Source organism: Alkalilimnicola sp. S0819 (assembly GCF_009295635.1).
GTDB lineage: Bacteria > Pseudomonadota > Gammaproteobacteria > Nitrococcales > WHIW01 > S0819.
Genome location: NZ_WHIW01000008.1, coordinates 114,355 through 131,667, shown reverse-complemented (window position 1 = coordinate 131,667; position 17,313 = coordinate 114,355). Strand labels below are relative to the sequence as shown.

14 protein-coding genes are annotated in these 17,313 nt (G+C 67.9%); all 14 read right to left on the bottom strand.

Annotated features, from left to right (window positions below; all coding sequences use genetic code 11):
* Nucleotides 1-449: 449 nt before the first annotated feature.
* The 14 genes from lpxC to GBG68_RS08770 all read right to left on the bottom strand — a co-directional run bounded on the left by lpxC (nt 450) and on the right by GBG68_RS08770 (nt 17,300).
* A complete protein-coding gene (gene lpxC / locus GBG68_RS08835; RefSeq protein WP_152146579.1) occupies nt 450-1,361 on the bottom strand; it encodes a UDP-3-O-acyl-N-acetylglucosamine deacetylase in 912 nt (303 codons plus the stop codon).
* Nucleotides 1,362-1,557: 196 nt separating this feature from the next.
* On the bottom strand, nt 1,558-2,712 hold the full coding sequence (ftsZ, locus tag GBG68_RS08830) for a cell division protein FtsZ (RefSeq protein WP_152146578.1): 1,155 nt from the start codon (nt 2,710-2,712) through the stop codon (nt 1,558-1,560).
* Between the two features lie 56 nt (nt 2,713-2,768).
* Nucleotides 2,769-4,004 (bottom strand): cell division protein FtsA, encoded by a 1,236-nt coding sequence (gene ftsA, locus GBG68_RS08825; RefSeq protein WP_152146577.1) that lies wholly within the window; start codon nt 4,002-4,004, stop codon nt 2,769-2,771.
* Complete coding sequence (locus GBG68_RS08820; RefSeq protein ID WP_193222271.1) at nt 4,004-4,771, bottom strand: cell division protein FtsQ/DivIB; 768 nt, start codon at nt 4,769-4,771, stop codon at nt 4,004-4,006. The genes ftsA and GBG68_RS08820 overlap by 1 nt, the downstream gene beginning before the upstream one ends.
* On the bottom strand, nt 4,768-5,703 hold the full coding sequence (locus GBG68_RS08815) for a D-alanine--D-alanine ligase (RefSeq protein WP_152146575.1): 936 nt from the start codon (nt 5,701-5,703) through the stop codon (nt 4,768-4,770). Before GBG68_RS08815 ends, GBG68_RS08820 begins: the two co-directional genes overlap by 4 nt.
* On the bottom strand, nt 5,700-6,590 hold the full coding sequence (gene murB, locus GBG68_RS08810) for a UDP-N-acetylmuramate dehydrogenase (protein WP_152146574.1): 891 nt from the start codon (nt 6,588-6,590) through the stop codon (nt 5,700-5,702). Before murB ends, GBG68_RS08815 begins: the two co-directional genes overlap by 4 nt.
* Nucleotides 6,587-8,032, bottom strand: coding sequence for a UDP-N-acetylmuramate--L-alanine ligase (gene murC / locus GBG68_RS08805; RefSeq protein WP_226801752.1), 1,446 nt, complete (start codon nt 8,030-8,032; stop codon nt 6,587-6,589). Before murC ends, murB begins: the two co-directional genes overlap by 4 nt.
* Nucleotides 8,029-9,102 carry an undecaprenyldiphospho-muramoylpentapeptide beta-N-acetylglucosaminyltransferase gene (murG, locus tag GBG68_RS08800; RefSeq protein ID WP_152146573.1) on the bottom strand — a complete coding sequence of 358 codons (1,074 nt, stop codon included), beginning with the start codon at nt 9,100-9,102 and terminating at the stop codon, nt 8,029-8,031. The genes murC and murG overlap by 4 nt, the downstream gene beginning before the upstream one ends.
* The gene (gene ftsW / locus GBG68_RS08795; protein WP_152146572.1) at nt 9,099-10,277 is read right to left on the bottom strand and encodes a putative lipid II flippase FtsW; all 1,179 of its coding nucleotides are present in this window, start codon (nt 10,275-10,277) and stop codon (nt 9,099-9,101) included. Before ftsW ends, murG begins: the two co-directional genes overlap by 4 nt.
* The gene (murD, locus tag GBG68_RS08790) at nt 10,274-11,617 is read right to left on the bottom strand and encodes a UDP-N-acetylmuramoyl-L-alanine--D-glutamate ligase (RefSeq protein ID WP_152146571.1); all 1,344 of its coding nucleotides are present in this window, start codon (nt 11,615-11,617) and stop codon (nt 10,274-10,276) included. Before murD ends, ftsW begins: the two co-directional genes overlap by 4 nt.
* A gap of 10 nt (nt 11,618-11,627) precedes the next feature.
* Complete coding sequence (mraY, locus tag GBG68_RS08785) at nt 11,628-12,710, bottom strand: phospho-N-acetylmuramoyl-pentapeptide-transferase (protein ID WP_152146570.1); 1,083 nt, start codon at nt 12,708-12,710, stop codon at nt 11,628-11,630.
* Between the two features lie 5 nt (nt 12,711-12,715).
* Nucleotides 12,716-14,065, bottom strand: coding sequence for a UDP-N-acetylmuramoyl-tripeptide--D-alanyl-D-alanine ligase (locus GBG68_RS08780; RefSeq protein ID WP_152146569.1), 1,350 nt, complete (start codon nt 14,063-14,065; stop codon nt 12,716-12,718).
* Nucleotides 14,062-15,579 (bottom strand): UDP-N-acetylmuramoyl-L-alanyl-D-glutamate--2,6-diaminopimelate ligase, encoded by a 1,518-nt coding sequence (locus GBG68_RS08775; RefSeq protein WP_152146568.1) that lies wholly within the window; start codon nt 15,577-15,579, stop codon nt 14,062-14,064. Before GBG68_RS08775 ends, GBG68_RS08780 begins: the two co-directional genes overlap by 4 nt.
* On the bottom strand, nt 15,576-17,300 hold the full coding sequence (locus tag GBG68_RS08770) for a peptidoglycan D,D-transpeptidase FtsI family protein (protein WP_193323666.1): 1,725 nt from the start codon (nt 17,298-17,300) through the stop codon (nt 15,576-15,578). Before GBG68_RS08770 ends, GBG68_RS08775 begins: the two co-directional genes overlap by 4 nt.
* Nucleotides 17,301-17,313: the final 13 nt, after the last annotated feature.

The window sequence follows — 17,313 nt, the reverse complement described above, 5'->3', positions numbered from 1 at the left end:
AGGATCAAACTCTTCAGTTCAAGTTTGAACTGTCACTTGAGGTGACAAATCTTGGCTCGACGCAAGCTATCTCAAGAAAAGACTTGAGGTTGCTTACACCGATATTTTTGGCACTTCTCAGCACCTATCAATGCAAGCACCCACACAAGTTATCTGGTTCAACTTGTTAAAGATCCCGGGGCTGGCCCGGTAAGCTCAAGGCCTTTCGCCTCAAGCGGGAAGCGCATTCTACTCGGAAGCGCCGCCCTGTCAAGCCCTCTTTCGAGGCCCCTTCAGCACCACTGGGTACCGAAGGAAGGCGCGCATTATAGGCGCCTTGGGGAAAGATTCAAGCCCCAGTTCGGTGGCCTTGAACCACCTCGCCGACAAGCCCTTGGCTGCGACGAGAAACGTGGATTATACAGACGCCCCGCAGGGCGTCAACAAGCTGTCACAGAACTGGGCCAGACTCAGGCGACCGGCAGGGGCTGATCGAACAGGATCGGAGCCGACTCCGGCTGCTCGAAGGCCACCTCTTCCCAGGCATCGGCCTGGGCCAGCAACTGGCGCAGCAACATGTTGTTCATCGCATGACCGGACTTGTGCCCCTTGAAGGCGCCGATCAGGCTATGACCCAACAGATACAGATCACCGATGGCGTCCAGTATCTTGTGCTTCACGAACTCGTCACGGTAGCGCAGGCCATCCTCGTTGAGGATGCGGAAGTCATCGATGACGATAGCGTTGTCCAGGCTTCCGCCCAGGGCCAGCTTGCGCTCTTGCAGAAACTCGATGTCACGCATGAATCCGAAGGTGCGCGCGCGACTCACCTCCTTGACGAAGGAGGTGGATGAAAAATCGATTTCGGCCGTCTGCGTAGTGCTCGCGAACACCGGATGATCGAACTCGATACTGAACCCGACCTTGAACCCGTCAAAGGGCTCGAAGCGCACCCACTTGTCGCCCTCGCGGACCTCTACCGGCCGAGTGATGCGAATGAAACGCTTGGCGGCTTCCTGCTCGCAGATCCCGGCAGAACGAATCAAGAAAACAAAGGGCCCGGCGCTGCCGTCCATGATCGGCACTTCCGGCGCGCTCAGATCCACATACGCGTTATCGATGCCCAGACCCGCCATGGCGGAGAGCAGATGCTCCACGGTGGAAACACGCACATCACCCTGCACCAGGCAGGTGGACAGGCGGGTGTCGCCTACATTCTCCGGGTTGGCATGGATTTCCACCGGCGTATCCAGATCCACCCGGCGGAACACGATCCCGGTATCGACCGGGGCCGGCCTCAGAGTGAGGTATACCTTATCGCCCGTGTGCAGGCCCACGCCGGTGGCCCGGATGCTGTTCTTTAGTGTGCGCTGGCGGATCATCGTCTGGGCGTGCTCCAATCAAAAATATTGCGTCAGGTCAAGCAGACGCGTTGCGGCGCAATATTACTGCAATAAATCATGCTTGCATACAGTCGTTGGCTTAGAAAGTGAACGAGAGCACAAGTTCCATCGACGCGCTGATAGTCGCCTCGGGCCCGGCAGACCGGGCCCGAGGCCATCCGACGGAAAAGGCAAATCAGTCCGCTTGGCGGCGCAGGAACGCCGGGATATCCAGGTAGTCCATGTCACCGCCCTGGGCAGGCTCGGGATAACCGTTGGCCGCTTTCTTGCGAATCACGGTAGGCCGGTCGAGTTTGCCGTAGTCCACTTCGCCACTGGCGGTCTTCACCGCTTTCAGCTCCGGCGCCTGGGCCGGGGCAGGCTCGGCAACACGCTCGCGCCCCAGACCGGTGGCTACCACGGTCACCCGCAGCTCGCCTTCCAGTTCCGGATCGATCACGGTACCCACCACCACGGTGGCCTCCTCGTTGGCGAACTCACGGATAGCATTGCCCACCTCGTCGAACTCGCCGATCGACAAGTCCATGCCCGCGGTGACGTTGACCAGAATGCCGTTGGCGCCGGCCAGGTTCACATCTTCCAGCAAGGGACACTGGATGGCGCGTTCGGCGGCTTCCCGGGCTCGGCCTTCACCGCTGGCGGCGCCATTACCCATCACGGCCATACCCATCTCGGACATGACCGTGCGCACGTCGGCAAAGTCGACGTTGATCAAGCCCGGCCGGGTGATCAGCTCGGCGATGCCCCGCACCGCGCCCAGCAGTACGTCGTTGGCGGACTTGAAAGCATCCAGCAGAGTCTGCTTCGGCCCCAGCACCGCCAGCAATTTCTCGTTGGGGATCGTGATCAGGGAGTCGACGTGCTTGCTCAACTCCTCGGCACCTTCCACCGCCACACGCATGCGCTTGCCGCCCTCGAAGGGGAAAGGCTTGGTCACCACCGCCACGGTGAGAATGCCCATTTCCCGGGCAATCTGTGCAACCACCGGTGCGGCGCCGGTACCGGTACCGCCCCCCATGCCGGCGGTGATGAAGACCATATCGGCCCCTTCCAGCACCTCGGCGATGCGGTCGCGATCTTCCATCGCGGCGTTGCGACCAACCTCGGGGTTGGCGCCGGCGCCCAGGCCCTTGGTGATGCCGGTACCCAGCTGCAGAACCGTGCGCGCGGCAGTGTTCTGCAATGCCTGGGCATCGGTGTTGGCGCAGATGAAATCCACACCTTCCACATCAGCGGCGACCATGTGGGCCACGGCATTGCCGCCGCCCCCACCGACACCGATCACCTTGATTACAGCGTTCTGGCTGAACGAGTCCATCAATTCAAACATGGCAACATGCCTCCTTCTCCGTCGGATCCTTCACCGGCCGCCCAAGGGCGCCGGCACTAAAAATTTCCCTGAAACCAGCTCTTCATCCGCTCCCACAGCGCAGCCCCGCTCTTCGGGGAGCCACCGTCCAGCTCGTGGGTTCCTTGATTGCTTCTGCCCACCAGCAACAGCCCCACGCCAGTGGCGTATATCGGGTTACGCACCACATCGGACAGGCCGCTCACGTGTTGCGGAAGGCCCATGCGCACGGGCATGTGGAAGATCTCTTCCGCCAGGTCGATCGCCCCTTCCATCTTCGCGCTGCCGCCGGTGAGCACGATGCCCGCGGCGCATAAGTCCTCGAAGCCGCTGCGGCGCAGTTCCTGCTGCACCAGCTTCAACAACTCCTCGTAGCGCGGCTCCACCACCTCGGCCAGGGTCTGGCGGGAGAGGCGGCGGGGCGGACGGTCGCCCACCGAGGGGACCTCAATGGTCTCCTCGGCGCTGGCCAACTGGCCCAGTGCGCAGGCGTACTTCACCTTGATCTCTTCGGCGTGCTGGGTCGGGGTGCGCAGCGCCACCGCAATATCGTTGGTTACCTGGTCTCCGGCGATGGGGATCACGGCGCTGTGGCGGATCGCCCCTTCGGTGTACACGGCCAGATCCGTGGTGCCGCCGCCCATGTCCACCAAGCACACGCCGAGCTCCTTCTCATCGTCGGTGAGCACCGCGTGACTGGAGGCGAGCTGTTCCAGTACCACGTCTTCCACTTCCAGCCCGCAGCGGCGCACGCACTTGATGATGTTCTGCGCCGCGCTCACCGCGCCGGTAACCATGTGCACCTTCGCCTCCAGACGCACACCCGACATGCCCACCGGCTCGCGGATGCCCTCCTGGTTATCGATCACGAACTCCTGGGGGAGGATGTGCAGGATCTTCTGGTCGGCCGGAATCGCCACCGCGCGGGCGGCATCGATCACCCGCTCCACGTCGTTTTGGGTCACTTCCTTGTCGCGGATGGCGACGATGCCGTGGGAGTTGAGCGAGCGCACATGGCTGCCGGCGATACCGGCGAATACGGATTGCACCTGGCAATCGGCCATCAACTCCGCCTCACGCACAGCCCGTTGAATCGACTGCACGGTGGATTCGATATTTACCACCACGCCCTTCTTCAGGCCCCGGGAGGGGTGGGAACCGATACCCACCACTTCCAGTGCCCCCTCCGGGGTCACCTCGCCCACGATGGCAACCACCTTGGAGGTACCGATATCAAGGCCCACCAGCATGTTGCGCTCGTCTTTCCTGGACATCACTCGCTTCCCCCAACTCTCTTGTCCGGCCCGGGCTCCGCCCAGGCCACCGCAAATCCGTGGGGATAACGCAGGTCCACCCGCGCCAACCCCCGCTCACCGCTATCCAGCCTTGGCCAGACGCGCAGAAAACGGCTCACACGCCGTTCGGTTTCCTCGCTGCCCAGTTCCAACCGGGCCCCGTCCGCCAGGGTCAGGCGCCAGCTATCACGAGCGTCCAGGCTGAGCCCCGTCAACGCCAACCCGACCTGATCAAACCGCTCCCGCAGTGCCAAGTACCGGCTCGCCACGCGCGCGGCCTCGACATCCGGCCCGTGCAGCGCGGGCAGACCCTCGGGGACGCTGGCCGCCTCGGGGCGAAACAGCTCACCTTCGACGCTGACCAGTGCGGCCTCACCCCAACGTCCAAGCGCCTGCTGTTCGCGCACTTCCAGCAGGAGGGTGCCGGGCCAGAGGCGTCGCGCGGCGGCGCGCTCGACCCAGGGGAGCGCTTCCACCGCCCGGCGGATCGCATCCATGTCCAAGCCCAGCATGCCGCGTCCCAAGTGCACGCTCATGGCCTCCCGCAATGCCGCTTCGTCCACATGGCGCAGCTCGCCCTGCAGGCTGACCCCGCGCAGCGGGAAGAGCTCATCGGAGCCCAACCAGTGCCACGCGCCGCGCCCGCCGATCAGCACCAGTACCAACAGCGCGCCAGCCAATACCCAGCGGAGCCGGCTGAGCAGCAGCGGGCCGGCCTCGCTCGGCTGGCGCTCGGCGCGGGTCACGCGGCCCTCTCCAGGCTGCCCGCGAGAATCCGCCAGCACAGCTCGTCGAAATCCATGCCCGCCTGACGCGCTGCCATGGGCACCAGGGAGTGATCGGTCATCCCCGGCACGGTGTTGACCTCCAGCAGCCAAAGCCGACCGTCGGCCTCACGCATTACATCCACCCGACCCCAGCCCTGGCCGCCGACGGCCTCGAAGGCCCGCAGCGCCAAGGCTTGCATGGCCTGCTCCTCCGCCGCCGACAGACCGCAGGGGCAGTGGTACTGTGTGTCGTTGGCCGAGTACTTGGCGTCGTAGTCATAGAAGCTACGCGGTGTCTCCAGGCGGATCACCGGCAGTGCCTCACCATCGAGCACCGCCACGGTGTACTCTCCGCCTTCGATCCAGCGCTCGGCGATCACCTCGGCATCGAAACGGGCCGCCTCCCGCCAGGCGCGGCACAACTCCGGCGCATCCATGACCTTGCTCATGCCGATACTGGAGCCCTCACGCGCCGGCTTGACCATGAGTGGCACACCCAGGCGCGCCACCAGCGCGTCCCAATCCGTCGTGGCATCCAGGCGCGCGTGCACCGGCGTGGGCAGATCTCCGCAACCCAGCCAAAGCAGCTTGGTGCGGTGCTTGTCCATGGCGACGGCCGACGCCAACACGCCGCTGCCGGTGTAGGGAATACCCAGCGCCTCCAGCGCGCCCTGAATCACGCCGTCCTCACCACCCCGGCCGTGCAGCGCAATGAAGGCACGATCGAAATCGCGCAGCACTTCCAGGCCCTGCTCCGCCGGGTCCACGGCCTCGGCGGCCACGCCCCGGCGCTGCAAGGCGGCCAGCACCGCCGCGCCGCTCTTGAGCGACACCGGCCGCTCCGCAGACCAGCCGCCCAGCAGCACGGCCACACGCCCCAGCACGGCGGGGTCGGTCAGCTTCACGCTCATGCAGGTTCTCCCACAATGCGCACCTCGGGCTCGAGCCGCACACCGAAGCGGATGAGCACCGTATCGCGCACGTGCCCCATCAACGCTTCGATATCCGCCGCACTCGCGCCCTCCTCGTTGAGAATGAAATTCGCGTGCTTTTCGGACACCAGGGCGCCACCGATGCGGTACCCCTTCAAACCAGCCTCCTCGATCAGGCGGGCGGCGTGGTCGGCGGGCGGGTTGCGAAACACCGAGCCGCAGCTCGGCTTGCCGATGGGCTGGCTGCCGCCACGGCGCGCCAGCAGGGCGCGCCCTTCCTCGGCCAGGCGCGCCGGGCTGCCGGCATCCAGCGCCAGAATGCCCGCCACGAACCATTCGCCCTCCGGGCCGCACACCTCACGGTAGGCCACCTGAAAATCCGATCTGGGCCGCTCGCGCAGCACCCCGTGCCGATCCACGGTCTGCACCGCCTCGACTCGCTCCCAGGTTTCACCGCCGAAGGCGCCGGCGTTCATCGCCAGGGCTCCGCCGAAGGTCCCGGGGATGCCGGCCAGGAAGGCGGCACCGGCCAGGCCTTCCCGGGCGGCGAACTTCGCCACCTTGGCGCAGGCGCTGCCCGCCTCCACTCGCAGGCGTTGGCCAGCCATCGCTTCGATGCGATCCAAGCCGCCCTGGGTGTGGATCACCGTGCCGCGCACACCGCCGTCCCGCACCAGCAGATTGCTGCCCAGCCCCAGCCAGGTCAGCGGCTCGTCGGCGGGCAACTCCGCGAGAAAGGCGCATAGATCGGCAAGATCCACCGGGCGATAGAAGCGCTCGGCCGGGCCGCCCACGCGCCAGGAGGTGTAGCGGTGCAACGGCACCTGCTCCAATAGCTCCCCCTGCTGACGCCGCGCCGCCATCATTGCTCGCCTCCGCCCAGCTTTTCGATCAGGGCAGCACCCGCGGTGCCGATGCTGCCGGCGCCCAGGGTGAGGACGATATCGCCATCACGCAGCAGCGGCGGCAGGGTGTCGATCAACTCATCCACGTTCTCCACGAACACCGGATTGACCTTGCCCCGGGCGCGAATCGCGCCGGCCAGGGCGCGGCCGTCGGCGCCCACCACGGCGGGCTCGCCGGCGGCAAAGACTTCGGTGAGCAGCAGCGCGTCCACATCGGCCAGCACCCGGGCGAAGTCCTCGAACAGGTCCCGGGTTCGGCTGTAACGATGGGGCTGGAAGGCCACCACCAGACGCCGCTCCGGCCAGCCGCCGCGCACGGCCTGCAGTACCGCGGCGATCTCGATGGGGTGGTGGCCGTAATCATCCACCAGCAGCGCCCGCCCGCCGCCGGGTACCGGAATTTCGCCATAACTCTGGAAGCGCCGGCCTATGCCCTGGAATTCGGTGAATCCGCGCTGGATCGCGTCCTGCCCCACGCCCAACTCCAGGGCGATGGCGGTTGCCGCCAGGGCGTTCTGCACGTTGTGCCGGCCAGGCAGGTTCAGATCCACGGTGAAGTCTTCGCCCTGGCTGCCGAGCACACGAAAGTGTGTACGGCGCCCGTCCTGGCGCAGATCCACCGCGCGCAGGTCCGCCCCCTCGTCGAAGCCGTAGGTGCGCACCGGACGGGTGATTTCCGGCAGCATCTCGCGGATCACCGGATCATCCCCGCACATCACGGCCAGGCCGTAGAAGGGCAGATGGTGCAGAAACTCCAGGAACGTTCCCCGCAGGCGGTCGAAATCACCGCCGTAGGTGTCCAGGTGATCCGCGTCCACATTGGTGACCACGGCCATCATCGGCTGCAGAAACAGGAAGGAGGCATCGCTCTCGTCGGCCTCGGCCACCAGGTAGCGGCCCTGGCCCAGGCGCGCGTTGCTGGCGGCTGAGTTGAGCCGCCCGCCGATGACAAAGGTCGGGTCCAGCTCGCCCTCGGCCAGCAGACTGGCCACCAGACTGGTGGTGGTGGTCTTGCCGTGAGTGCCGGCGACGGCAATGCCGAAGCGAAAACGCATCAGTTCGGCGAGCATCTCGGCGCGGGGCACGATGGGCACCCGCGCCGCACGCGCCGCCTGCACTTCCGGATTGTCCTCGCCCACCGCGCTGGAAATGACCACCGCATCGGCGTAACGCACGTTTTCGCCGCTGTGCCCCAGCGCGACCCGCGCGCCCAGGCTCTCCAGTCGGCGGGTGACCGGCCCGGCCTTCAGGTCCGAGCCGGTCACTGTATACCCCAGGTTCAGCAGCACCTCGGCGATGCCGCTCATGCCGGCGCCGCCGATGCCCACGAAATGCACCCGGCGCACTCGGCCCATTGCGCCGGGCCGGGTATGATCCCATCCACGCTCCATCGCGCCGCTCATCGCGCCACCTCCAGGCAGGCATCCGCCACGGCCGCGGCGGCGTCCGGCCGCCCCAGCGCCCGGGCCCGTTCGGCCATCTCGGCCAGATGCCGGGTATTGTCGTCGTGCAGATAATGCTCCAGCCGCTCGCACAGTAACTGCGCGGTCAGCTCGCGCTGCGACAGCAGCTCCCCCGCTCCGGCATCCGCCAGATAACGCGCATTGGCGCGCTGGTGGTCATCCACCGCATGAGGCAGCGGCACCAGCAGCGCCGGCACGCCCATCACCGCCAGTTCCGCCACCGTGAGTGCGCCCGCGCGGCAAATCACCAGGTCCGCCCAGCGGTAGGCCGCCGCCATGTCGTCGATGAACGCGCTGACCTCGGCCTCCACCCCCGCGACACCGTAGGCTTCCCGGGCAATGCCCAGGGTCCGCTTGCCCGCCTGGTGGCGCACTTGGGGGCGGTCTTCGGGTGCCATCAGCGCAAGCGCCGCGGGCACTATCTGGTTGAGGGCCTCCGCGCCCAGGCTGCCGCCGAGCACCAACAAGTGCGGCGGCGCATTCGGCGCGGTGGCGTCGGCCTGCCGAGCAGCGATCAGCGCCTCCCGCACCGGATTGCCCACGAAACGCGCCTTCGGGCCGGCCAGCACACCGTCGAAACCGGTGAGCACCCGCCTCGCCAGCCGCACCAGCCAGCGGTTGGTGAGACCCGGCACCGCGTTTTGCTCATGGATCACCAGCGGCACCCCGCTCAGCCACGCGGCGATGGCGCCGGGCCCCGCGGCATAGCCACCCATGCCCAGCACCGCCCGCGGGCGGTGACGGCGGATGGCCCTGCGGGCCTGCCCCACCGCGCGCAGCAACATCCAGGGCGCCAGCAGCCAACCCCTGAGCCCGTTGCCTCTCAGGCCCCGCACGCTCACATGCTCCAAGGGAATGCCCGCCGCGGGCACCTGCTCGGCCTCCAGCCCGGCCCGGGTGCCCAGCCAAACAATCGGCACATCCCGGCGGGCAAGCTCCCGCGCCACCGCCAACCCCGGGAACACATGCCCGCCGGTGCCGCCGGCCATGATCATCACCGGGGCACTCATGCCGGCACCTTCCCGCCGCGCAGGGCCGATTGCCCCGCCAGACGCGATTCGTAATCGCAGCGCAGCAATAGTGCCAGGGCCGCGCAGGTCACCAGCAGGCTGCTGCCGCCATAGCTCATCAGCGGCAGGGTCAGCCCCTTGGTGGGCAGCAGGCCCATGTTCACGCCCATGTTGATCAGCGCCTGCAGCCCCAGCCAGATACCGATGCCGTACGCGAGATAAGCGCCGAAGGGCCGACCTTGGCGCAGGCTGTGGGAGCCGATGCGCATGGCGCGCCAGAACAGCCAACCGTAGAGCGCGATGATCACGCACACCCCCAGCAGGCCGAATTCCTCGGCCAGCACGGCGAAGACGAAATCCGTGTGGGCCTCGGGCAGGTAGAACAGCTTCTGCACGCTGCCCCCCAGCCCCACGCCGAACCACTCGCCCCGACCGATGGCAATCAGCGACTGGGTGAGCTGGAAGCCGCTGTCGAAGGGGTCCGCCCAGGGGTTGAGGAAACCGCTCAGGCGTTCCAGGCGGTAGGGCTCCAGGACGATGAGCAGGGTGCCGATGCCGACCAGCCCACCCATCAGCAGCAAAAAACGCAGCAGCGGCGCGCCGGCCAGAAACAGCATGGCCATGCCGGAGGCCGCCAACACCACGGCGGCACCGAAATCGGGCTCCGCCAACAACAGCACAGCCGCAAGCCCCATCACAGCCATCGGCAACAGCAAGCCCATCCAGCGTTGCCGCAACTGGGTGGGGCGCCGCACCAGCCAAGCACTCAGATACATGAGCACGAACAGCTTCGCGGGCTCGGAAACCTGCAGGTTGAACACCCCCAGGGGAATCCAGCGTGTGCTGCCGTTCACCGTCTTGCCGACCCCGGGTATCAGTACCGCCAACAGCAGGATGTAGGCCAGCACCAGCAGCAGTCCGCTTGCGCTCTGCCAGTGCGCCAGGGGGATACGCAGGGCCACGGCCGCCCCGGCCAGCCCCAGCACGGCATAGACCGCCTGGCGCTCCATGAAATACAGCGGATTGCCCAGATTGTCCGCGGCGGTGGAGATGGACGCCGAACCCACCATGATCACGCCGATGGCGAGCAGGGTCAGGCATACGCCCATCAAGCGATAATCCAGATTGGGCCACAGCGGCAGGCTGCGCCGGCGGCTCTCGGTGGCGGCGATCATGCCAGCACCTCCCGCGCCCGGCGGCGAAAATCATCGCCCCGGGCCTCGAAACCGGAATACATGTCGAAACTCGCGCAGGCGGGCGAGAGCAGCACCGCATCCCCCGGCTCGGCCAGTTCGGCGGCGAGCCGTACCGCTTCGCCCATATCCCCCGCGCGCCGCATGCGCACCGCACCGCGCAGGGCCTGCTCGATCCGCGGCGCATCCCGGCCGATGAGGATCACGCCCCGGGCCTTTTCCACCAAGGGGTCTCGCAGAGGCGAGAAGTCGCCGTCCTTGTCGATGCCGCCCATGATCAGCACCAGCGGGCCGGGCAGACCCTGAACCGCCGCCAGGGTGGCACCCACGTTGGTGCCCTTGGAATCGTTGTACCAGCGCACGCCGCCGCCCTCACCCACCCATTCGGTGCGATGGGGCAGACCGGTGAACGCCCGCAGCGCACCGAGCATGGCCTGCAGGGGCAGGCCCGCCGCCTCGCCCAGGGCCAGGGCCGCCAGGGCATTGGCCTGGTTATGCCGTCCGGCGATCTTCAACTGCGTGCAATCGAGCAGCGGCTGCTCGCCCCGGGCCAGCCAAAGGCCGCCCTGGTGCGCGCGCAGCCCGTAATCGCCGCGGGTCGGCTCATGCAGTGTGAAGCCCATCACGCGCCGGCCGCTGCGCGCCATGGCACGCACGGCGGGATCATCCCGGTTGACCACCAGCAATCGGGCGTGGCGGTAAATGCGCTCCTTGGCGGCGGCGTACTCGGCCATACCGCTGTAGCGATCCAGGTGGTCGGCGCTCAGATTGAGCACGGCCGCGGCCACCGGCGCCAGGGTGTCCGTGGTCTCCAACTGGAAGCTGGAGAGCTCCAGCACGTAGAGCTCGGCCTCCGGTTCGCGAATCAGCGCCAATGCGTTGGTGCCCAGATTGCCGCCCACGGCCACATCCACGCCGGCGGCCTGAGCCATCTCGCCCACCAGGCTGGTCACGGTGCTCTTGCCGTTGGACCCGGTGATGGCGATCACCGGCGCGCGGGCATGGCGGGCGAACAACTCGATCTCGCCGATCACCGGCACGCCCCGCTCCCGGGCCATTTGCACGGCGGGCTCCGCCGGGTCCACGCCGGGGCTGAGCACCACCTGCTCGGCACCACACAGCAGGGCGCCATCCAGCGCCCCCAGGCTGACCGGCACCGCGGGGAGCTCCCGGCGCAGCGCGTCCAGCCCGGGGGGCTGCTCGCGGGAATCGGTCACGCGCACCGCCACGCCCCGCGCGCACAGAAAACGCGCGCAGGCCAGCCCGGTCTGACCGAGGCCGACCACTGCGGTATAGGGCTGTTGTGTGGCCTGTGCGTTCATCGATGCCTGCTCAGCGAATCTTCATCGTGGCCAGCCCGGCCAGCACCAGGATCACCGTGATGATCCAGAAGCGGACGATGACCCGGGGTTCGGGCCAGCCTTTCAATTCAAAGTGATGATGCAGCGGCGCCATGCGGAAGATCCGCCGCCCGGTGAGCTTGTAGGAGGCCACCTGGAGGATCACCGAGACGGTCTCCATGACGAAAACCCCACCCATGATCAGCAGCACCAGCTCCTGGCGCACCAGCACGGCGATGATGCCCAGCGCCGCTCCCAGGGCCAGCGCTCCCACATCGCCCATGAACACCTGGGCCGGGTAGGTGTTGAACCACAGAAAGCCGAGCCCCGCGCCCACCAGCGCGCCGCAGAAGACGACGATCTCGCCCACCCCCGCCACATAGGGAATCTGCAGATAGGTGGCGAACACCGTGTTGCCGGTGGCGTAGGCGAACACCGCCAGGGCGCCGGCCACCAGCACCGTAGGCATGATCGCCAGACCGTCCAGCCCGTCGGTGAGGTTCACCGCGTTGGAGCTACCGACGATCACCAGGTAAGTCAGCGGAATGAACAGCCAGCCCAGCGGCAGCGCCACTTCCTTGAACAGGGGCACGATCAGGGTGGTCTCCACCGGCGTCTGGGCGCTTTGGAAGAGGTAGAACGCCACCCCCAGTCCCAGCACGGATTGCCAGAAGTACTTGGCCCGGGCGGACAAGCCCTTGCTGTTGCGGCCGGTCAGCTTGAGGTAATCATCCACGCCCCCCACCAGGCCGAAACCCAGGGTCACCACCAGCACCACCCATACGTACCGGTTGCTCAGATCGGACCAGAGCAGTGTGGCCGCGGCGATGGACAGCAAAATCAGAGCCCCCCCCATGGTGGGCGTGCCGGCCTTGCTCAGATGGCTTTCCGGGCCATCGTCGCGCACGTACTGGCCGATCTTCAGCTCCACCAGACGGCGAATGACGCCCGGGCCGACCAGCAGCGCGATGGTGAGCGCGGTGAGCGCGCCCAGGATGGAGCGCAGCGTCAGGTACTGGAACACCCCAAAGGCGCTGTAGAAACCTTCCAACCAATTGGCGAGATACAGCAGCACCGCCCCTAGACCTCCTCTGCCTCGGGCTGCGCCAGCGCACCCACCAGTCCATCCAGACCCGCACTGCGGGAACCCTTGATCAGCACGCACACACCCTCGTTCAGTTGCGGCGCCAGCGCCACGGCGGCCTGCTGCCAGTCAGTGAAAGCCTGCGCCCCGGCGCCGAAACTCTCGGCGGCAAGGGCCGAACGCGGCCCGCAACTGAACAAGCGCTGCACGCCCAATTGCCGCGCCAAACGGCCCGCCTCGGCGTGCACCGCATCCGCGCCGGGGCCCAGCTCGGCCATGTCGCCCAGCACCAGCCAGCGCTCACCCGGCTGCTCCGCCAACACTTCAAGCCCCGCGCGCAGGGAAACGGGGTTGGCGTTGTAGCTGTCATCGAGCAGGCGCGCGCCACCCCGCCCGACACGCCAGTGCAAGCGACCCGGGGTGGGTTGGAGCGCGGCCAGCCCCTGGACGATGTCCGGCAGCGACACGCCTAGCGCCAAGGCCGCGGCGCCGGCGGCCAGCGCGTTCAGCACGTTGTGTCGGCCCGGCAGCACCTGGGGCAGGCGCGCCGAACCACACGGGGTGTGCAGCAGCCAGCCCTGCCCATCGTGCTCGGCACGCACCGCGGCATCCGGCTGCTCCAGGCCAAAATCCAGCACTCGGCGCGAACCGGCGAGCTCCCGCCACAGGGGCGCGTACGGGTCGTCGGCGTTGATCACCGCAGTGCCGCTCGGGGCGATACCGGCGAACATTTCGCCCTTGCCCCGAGCCACTCCGTCCAGATCACCGAAGCCTTCCAGGTGCGCCGGCCCGGCGTTGGTCACCAGGCCTACCTCCGGCTCGGCCAGCGCGCACAGATAAGCAATATCGCCGCCGGCGCTGGCGCCCATCTCGATGACCGCGTAATCCTGGCGCTCGTCCAGGCGGAGCAGGGTCAGCGGCACGCCCAGCTCGTTGTTGAGATTGCCCTGGGTCGCCAGGGTCTCGCCGGCGCGGCGCAGGATGGTGGCGAGCATTTCCTTGACGGTGGTCTTGCCGTTGCTGCCGGTGATGGCCGCCACCCGTGCCGGCACGGCGCGGCGATTGTGCCGGCCCAGCGCGCCCAGGGCGCGACGACAGTCCGCCACCCGGCACACCGGCAACGGCCAATCACCGTCCCGCTCCACCAGGGCCGCGGCGGCGCCGGAGGCCGCCGCCTGGGCAATGAAATCATGTCCGTCGAAGCGCTCGCCGCGGATCGCCACGTACAAGCCGCCGGCTTCCACCCGCCGGCCGTCGATGGCCACCTGGGTGAGCGTGGGATCGGCCTCGCCCCGCGCCTTGCCGCCCAGCACCCGCGCCAGTTCGTTCAAGCCCAGGGGCTTCATGGCAGCGCCCTCCCCACCAGCTTGCGGGCCAGATCACGATCGCTGTGGGCGAGCCGCCGGCCGGCGCTCAACTGCCAGCTCTCATGACCCTTGCCCGCCACCAGCACCACGTCATCGGGCGCGGCCCGGGATACGGCCCAACGAATCGCTGCCTTGCGGTTGCGGATCACCACGGGCTTCTGACGGCAGAAACCGTCGAGAATCCCGCGGATAATAGCGTCGCCGTCCTCCTGGCGCGGGTTATCGTCGGTGAGCACCACCGCGTCGGCACCGGCATCGGCAGCCGCACCCATCAGCGGGCGCTTGCCCGCATCCCGATCCCCGCCGCAGCCGAACACCAGCCACAAGCGGCCCTGTACATGCTCGCGCATGGCCTGCAGGGCGGCGCTCAGCGCGCCGGGCGTATGGGCGTAATCCACCACCACCGAGGGCGAACCCCCGCCACCGAACCGTTCCATGCGCCCGGGCACAGGCTGCAACCGCCGCAGCCGCTCCACGGCCTCGGGGAGCGGCATGCCCAGGGCATGCAGGGCGCCGAGCACCGCCAGCACGTTGGCGGCGTTGAACCGCCCCAGCAGCGGCACCCGCAGGGAGGCCTGCTCGCCCTGCAGATCGACGCGCAGATCCAGCCCCTCCGGGCGGCAATGCAGGCGTAACGCGCGCAGCGCCACCGGGGCATCCTCGCGCAGACTGTAGGCCGTGAAGGGCACGCGACCGGCGAGCTCCTCGCACAGCTGACGGCCGAAGGCATCGTCGGCGTTGAGTACCGCATGGCGCAGGCTTTCGCTGCGGAACAGCTTCGCCTTGGCCGCGGCATAGGCGGCCATGTCCGTGTGATAGTCCAGGTGATCTCGACCCAGGTTGGTCAGCACCGCGCAGGCGAAGCGCACACCGTTGGCTCGCGCCTGGTCCAGCGCGTGGGAAGAGACCTCCATGGCGGCATGGCGAGCCCCCTGGTCGCGGGCCTCGGCGAGCAGCGCCTGTATGCGCACGGCATCGGGCGTGGTGTGGCTCGCCGGGCGCAGCTGGCCGTGCACGCCGTAGCCCAGAGTGCCAATCACCCCGCAGGGGTGGGCCGGCTCGCTCAGCGCCTGGGCCAGAAACTGGCTCACGGAGGTCTTGCCGTCGGTGCCGGTGACGCCCACCACGGCTAGCTCCCGACTGGGCTCATCGTAGAAGCGGGCAGCCAGCAGGCCGGCGCGGCGGCTCAACTCCGGCACTGCCAGGCAGGCAATGCGATGACGCCGGCAGTAGGCCAGGGCCGATTCCAGCGTCGGCTCGTCCAGCGGCTCGTAGACGATGGCCGCGGCGCCCCGCTCCACGGCATCGGCCACATGGGCCAGCCCATGGCGCTGGGTGCCGGCCAGGGCCAGAAACAGATCACCGCGCTCCACGGCGCGGCTGTCCACGGTCATGCCCGTCACCAGCCGGTCCTGCTCGGCGGGCACCGCGGCCAGGGAGGCGAGCAGCAGCGACAGAGGCCGCCCGGGCGGATACAGGCTGGCGGCGATCATGGGGACACGCCTCCCGCCACCGCATAGAGCTCGCTGCCCGCGGGCAGATCGTCCGGCGGCACATTGAGCAGGCGCAGTGCGCCGCCCATCACCTTGCTGAACACGGGCGCTGCCACCAGGCCGCCGTAGAACTTGCCGTCGCGGGGCTCGTCGATCACCACAACACAGACCAGGCGCGGCTTGCTCGCCGGCGCCATCCCCGCGAACAGCGCCACGTAGCGGTCGTCGGCATAACCGCCCGCCACCGATTTCTTGGAGGTGCCGGTCTTGCCGGCAATGCGGTAACCGGGCACCGCCGCCCGCCGCCCGGTGCCACCGTTGGCCACTACGCCTTCCATCATCTGGCGCACGGCCCGGGCGAGTTCCGGGGACAACACCTGTTTGGCGGGAGCAGGCTCGCGGCTGCGCAGGAACGACACCGGGCGCAGCGCCCCGTCGGCGGCCAGTACCGAATAGGCCTGGGCCAATTGCAACGGGGTGGCGGACAGGCCATAACCATAGGCCAGGGTCGCACGTTCGATGGGTCGGCGGGGCGGGCGGCTCGCCAGGTGACCACCGCTTTCGCCGGGAAAACCGGCGCCGGTGCCCATGCCGAAACCGCTGCGGGCCAACAGCCCCCAAAGCGCATCCGGCGGCAATTCCAGGGCGAGCTTGGCCGCCCCGACAGTGCTGGACTTGTGCAGCACCGTGGCCAGATCGATGGTGCCGTAATCACGCGGGTCGCGGATTGGATGCCCACCGACCCGTACCACACCCGGGCTGGTGTGGACCACGCTGTCCAGTTGATACTCGCCGCTCTCCAGCGCCGCCGCCACGGTGAAGGGCTTGATGGTGGAACCCGGCTCGAAGACGTCGGTCACGGCCCGGTTGCGGTAGTGCCCGGGGCGGATCGCGCTGCGATCGTTGGGATTGAAGGCCGGCTGGTTGACCATGGCGAGCACTTCATTGGTACTCACATCCAGCAGCACCAGCGAGGCCGAGCGGGCCTTGTGCTGCTGGTAGGCGGCCTTGAGCTCACGGTAGGCCAGGTACTGCAAGCGCCGGTCGATGCTCAGCACCAGGGGCTTGCCCGGCCGGGCCTCGCGCAAACGCTCCACGTCCTTGATCGCGCGGCCGTGGCGGTCCCGCATCACCCGCTTGGCGCCCACGGTGCCGGTCAGCCAGTCGTCGAAGGCGAGCTCCACCCCTTCCTGGCCCTGGTCATCCACATTGGTGAAGCCCAGCAACTGGCCGGTCACCTCGCCGGCGGGATAAAAGCGGCGATATTCCCGCTGCAGGTAGACGCCCGGCACGGCGAGCCCCATGACGTCCTCGGCGAGGTCCGGGCTGACGTGGCGCTCAAGATAGACGAATTCCCGCCCGGCGCGGCGCTGCAGGTAGGCCCGCAGGCGGCCGGCATCCCGGCCCAGCACCCGGGCCAGCTCCGGCAGGCGCGCGGACTGCTCCAACAGCCGCCCCGGATGCGCCCAGACCGATTGCACCGGGGAGCTGATGGCCAGCGCTTCGCCGTTGCGATCGGAGATCACTCCGCGATGCGCTGCGATCTCCATGACCCGCAGGTGACGGGCATCACCCTGCCCCTGCAGGAAGTCCTGGCGCAGCACCTGCAGATCCAGCGCGCGCCACAGCAACACCGCCAACGCCAGCACGAACAGCGCCAGCACCAGCGCGGGACGCCACGCCGGTGTTTGCTGTATGTTGTGTGCTTCGCGCTTGCTCAAGGAACACCCTTAG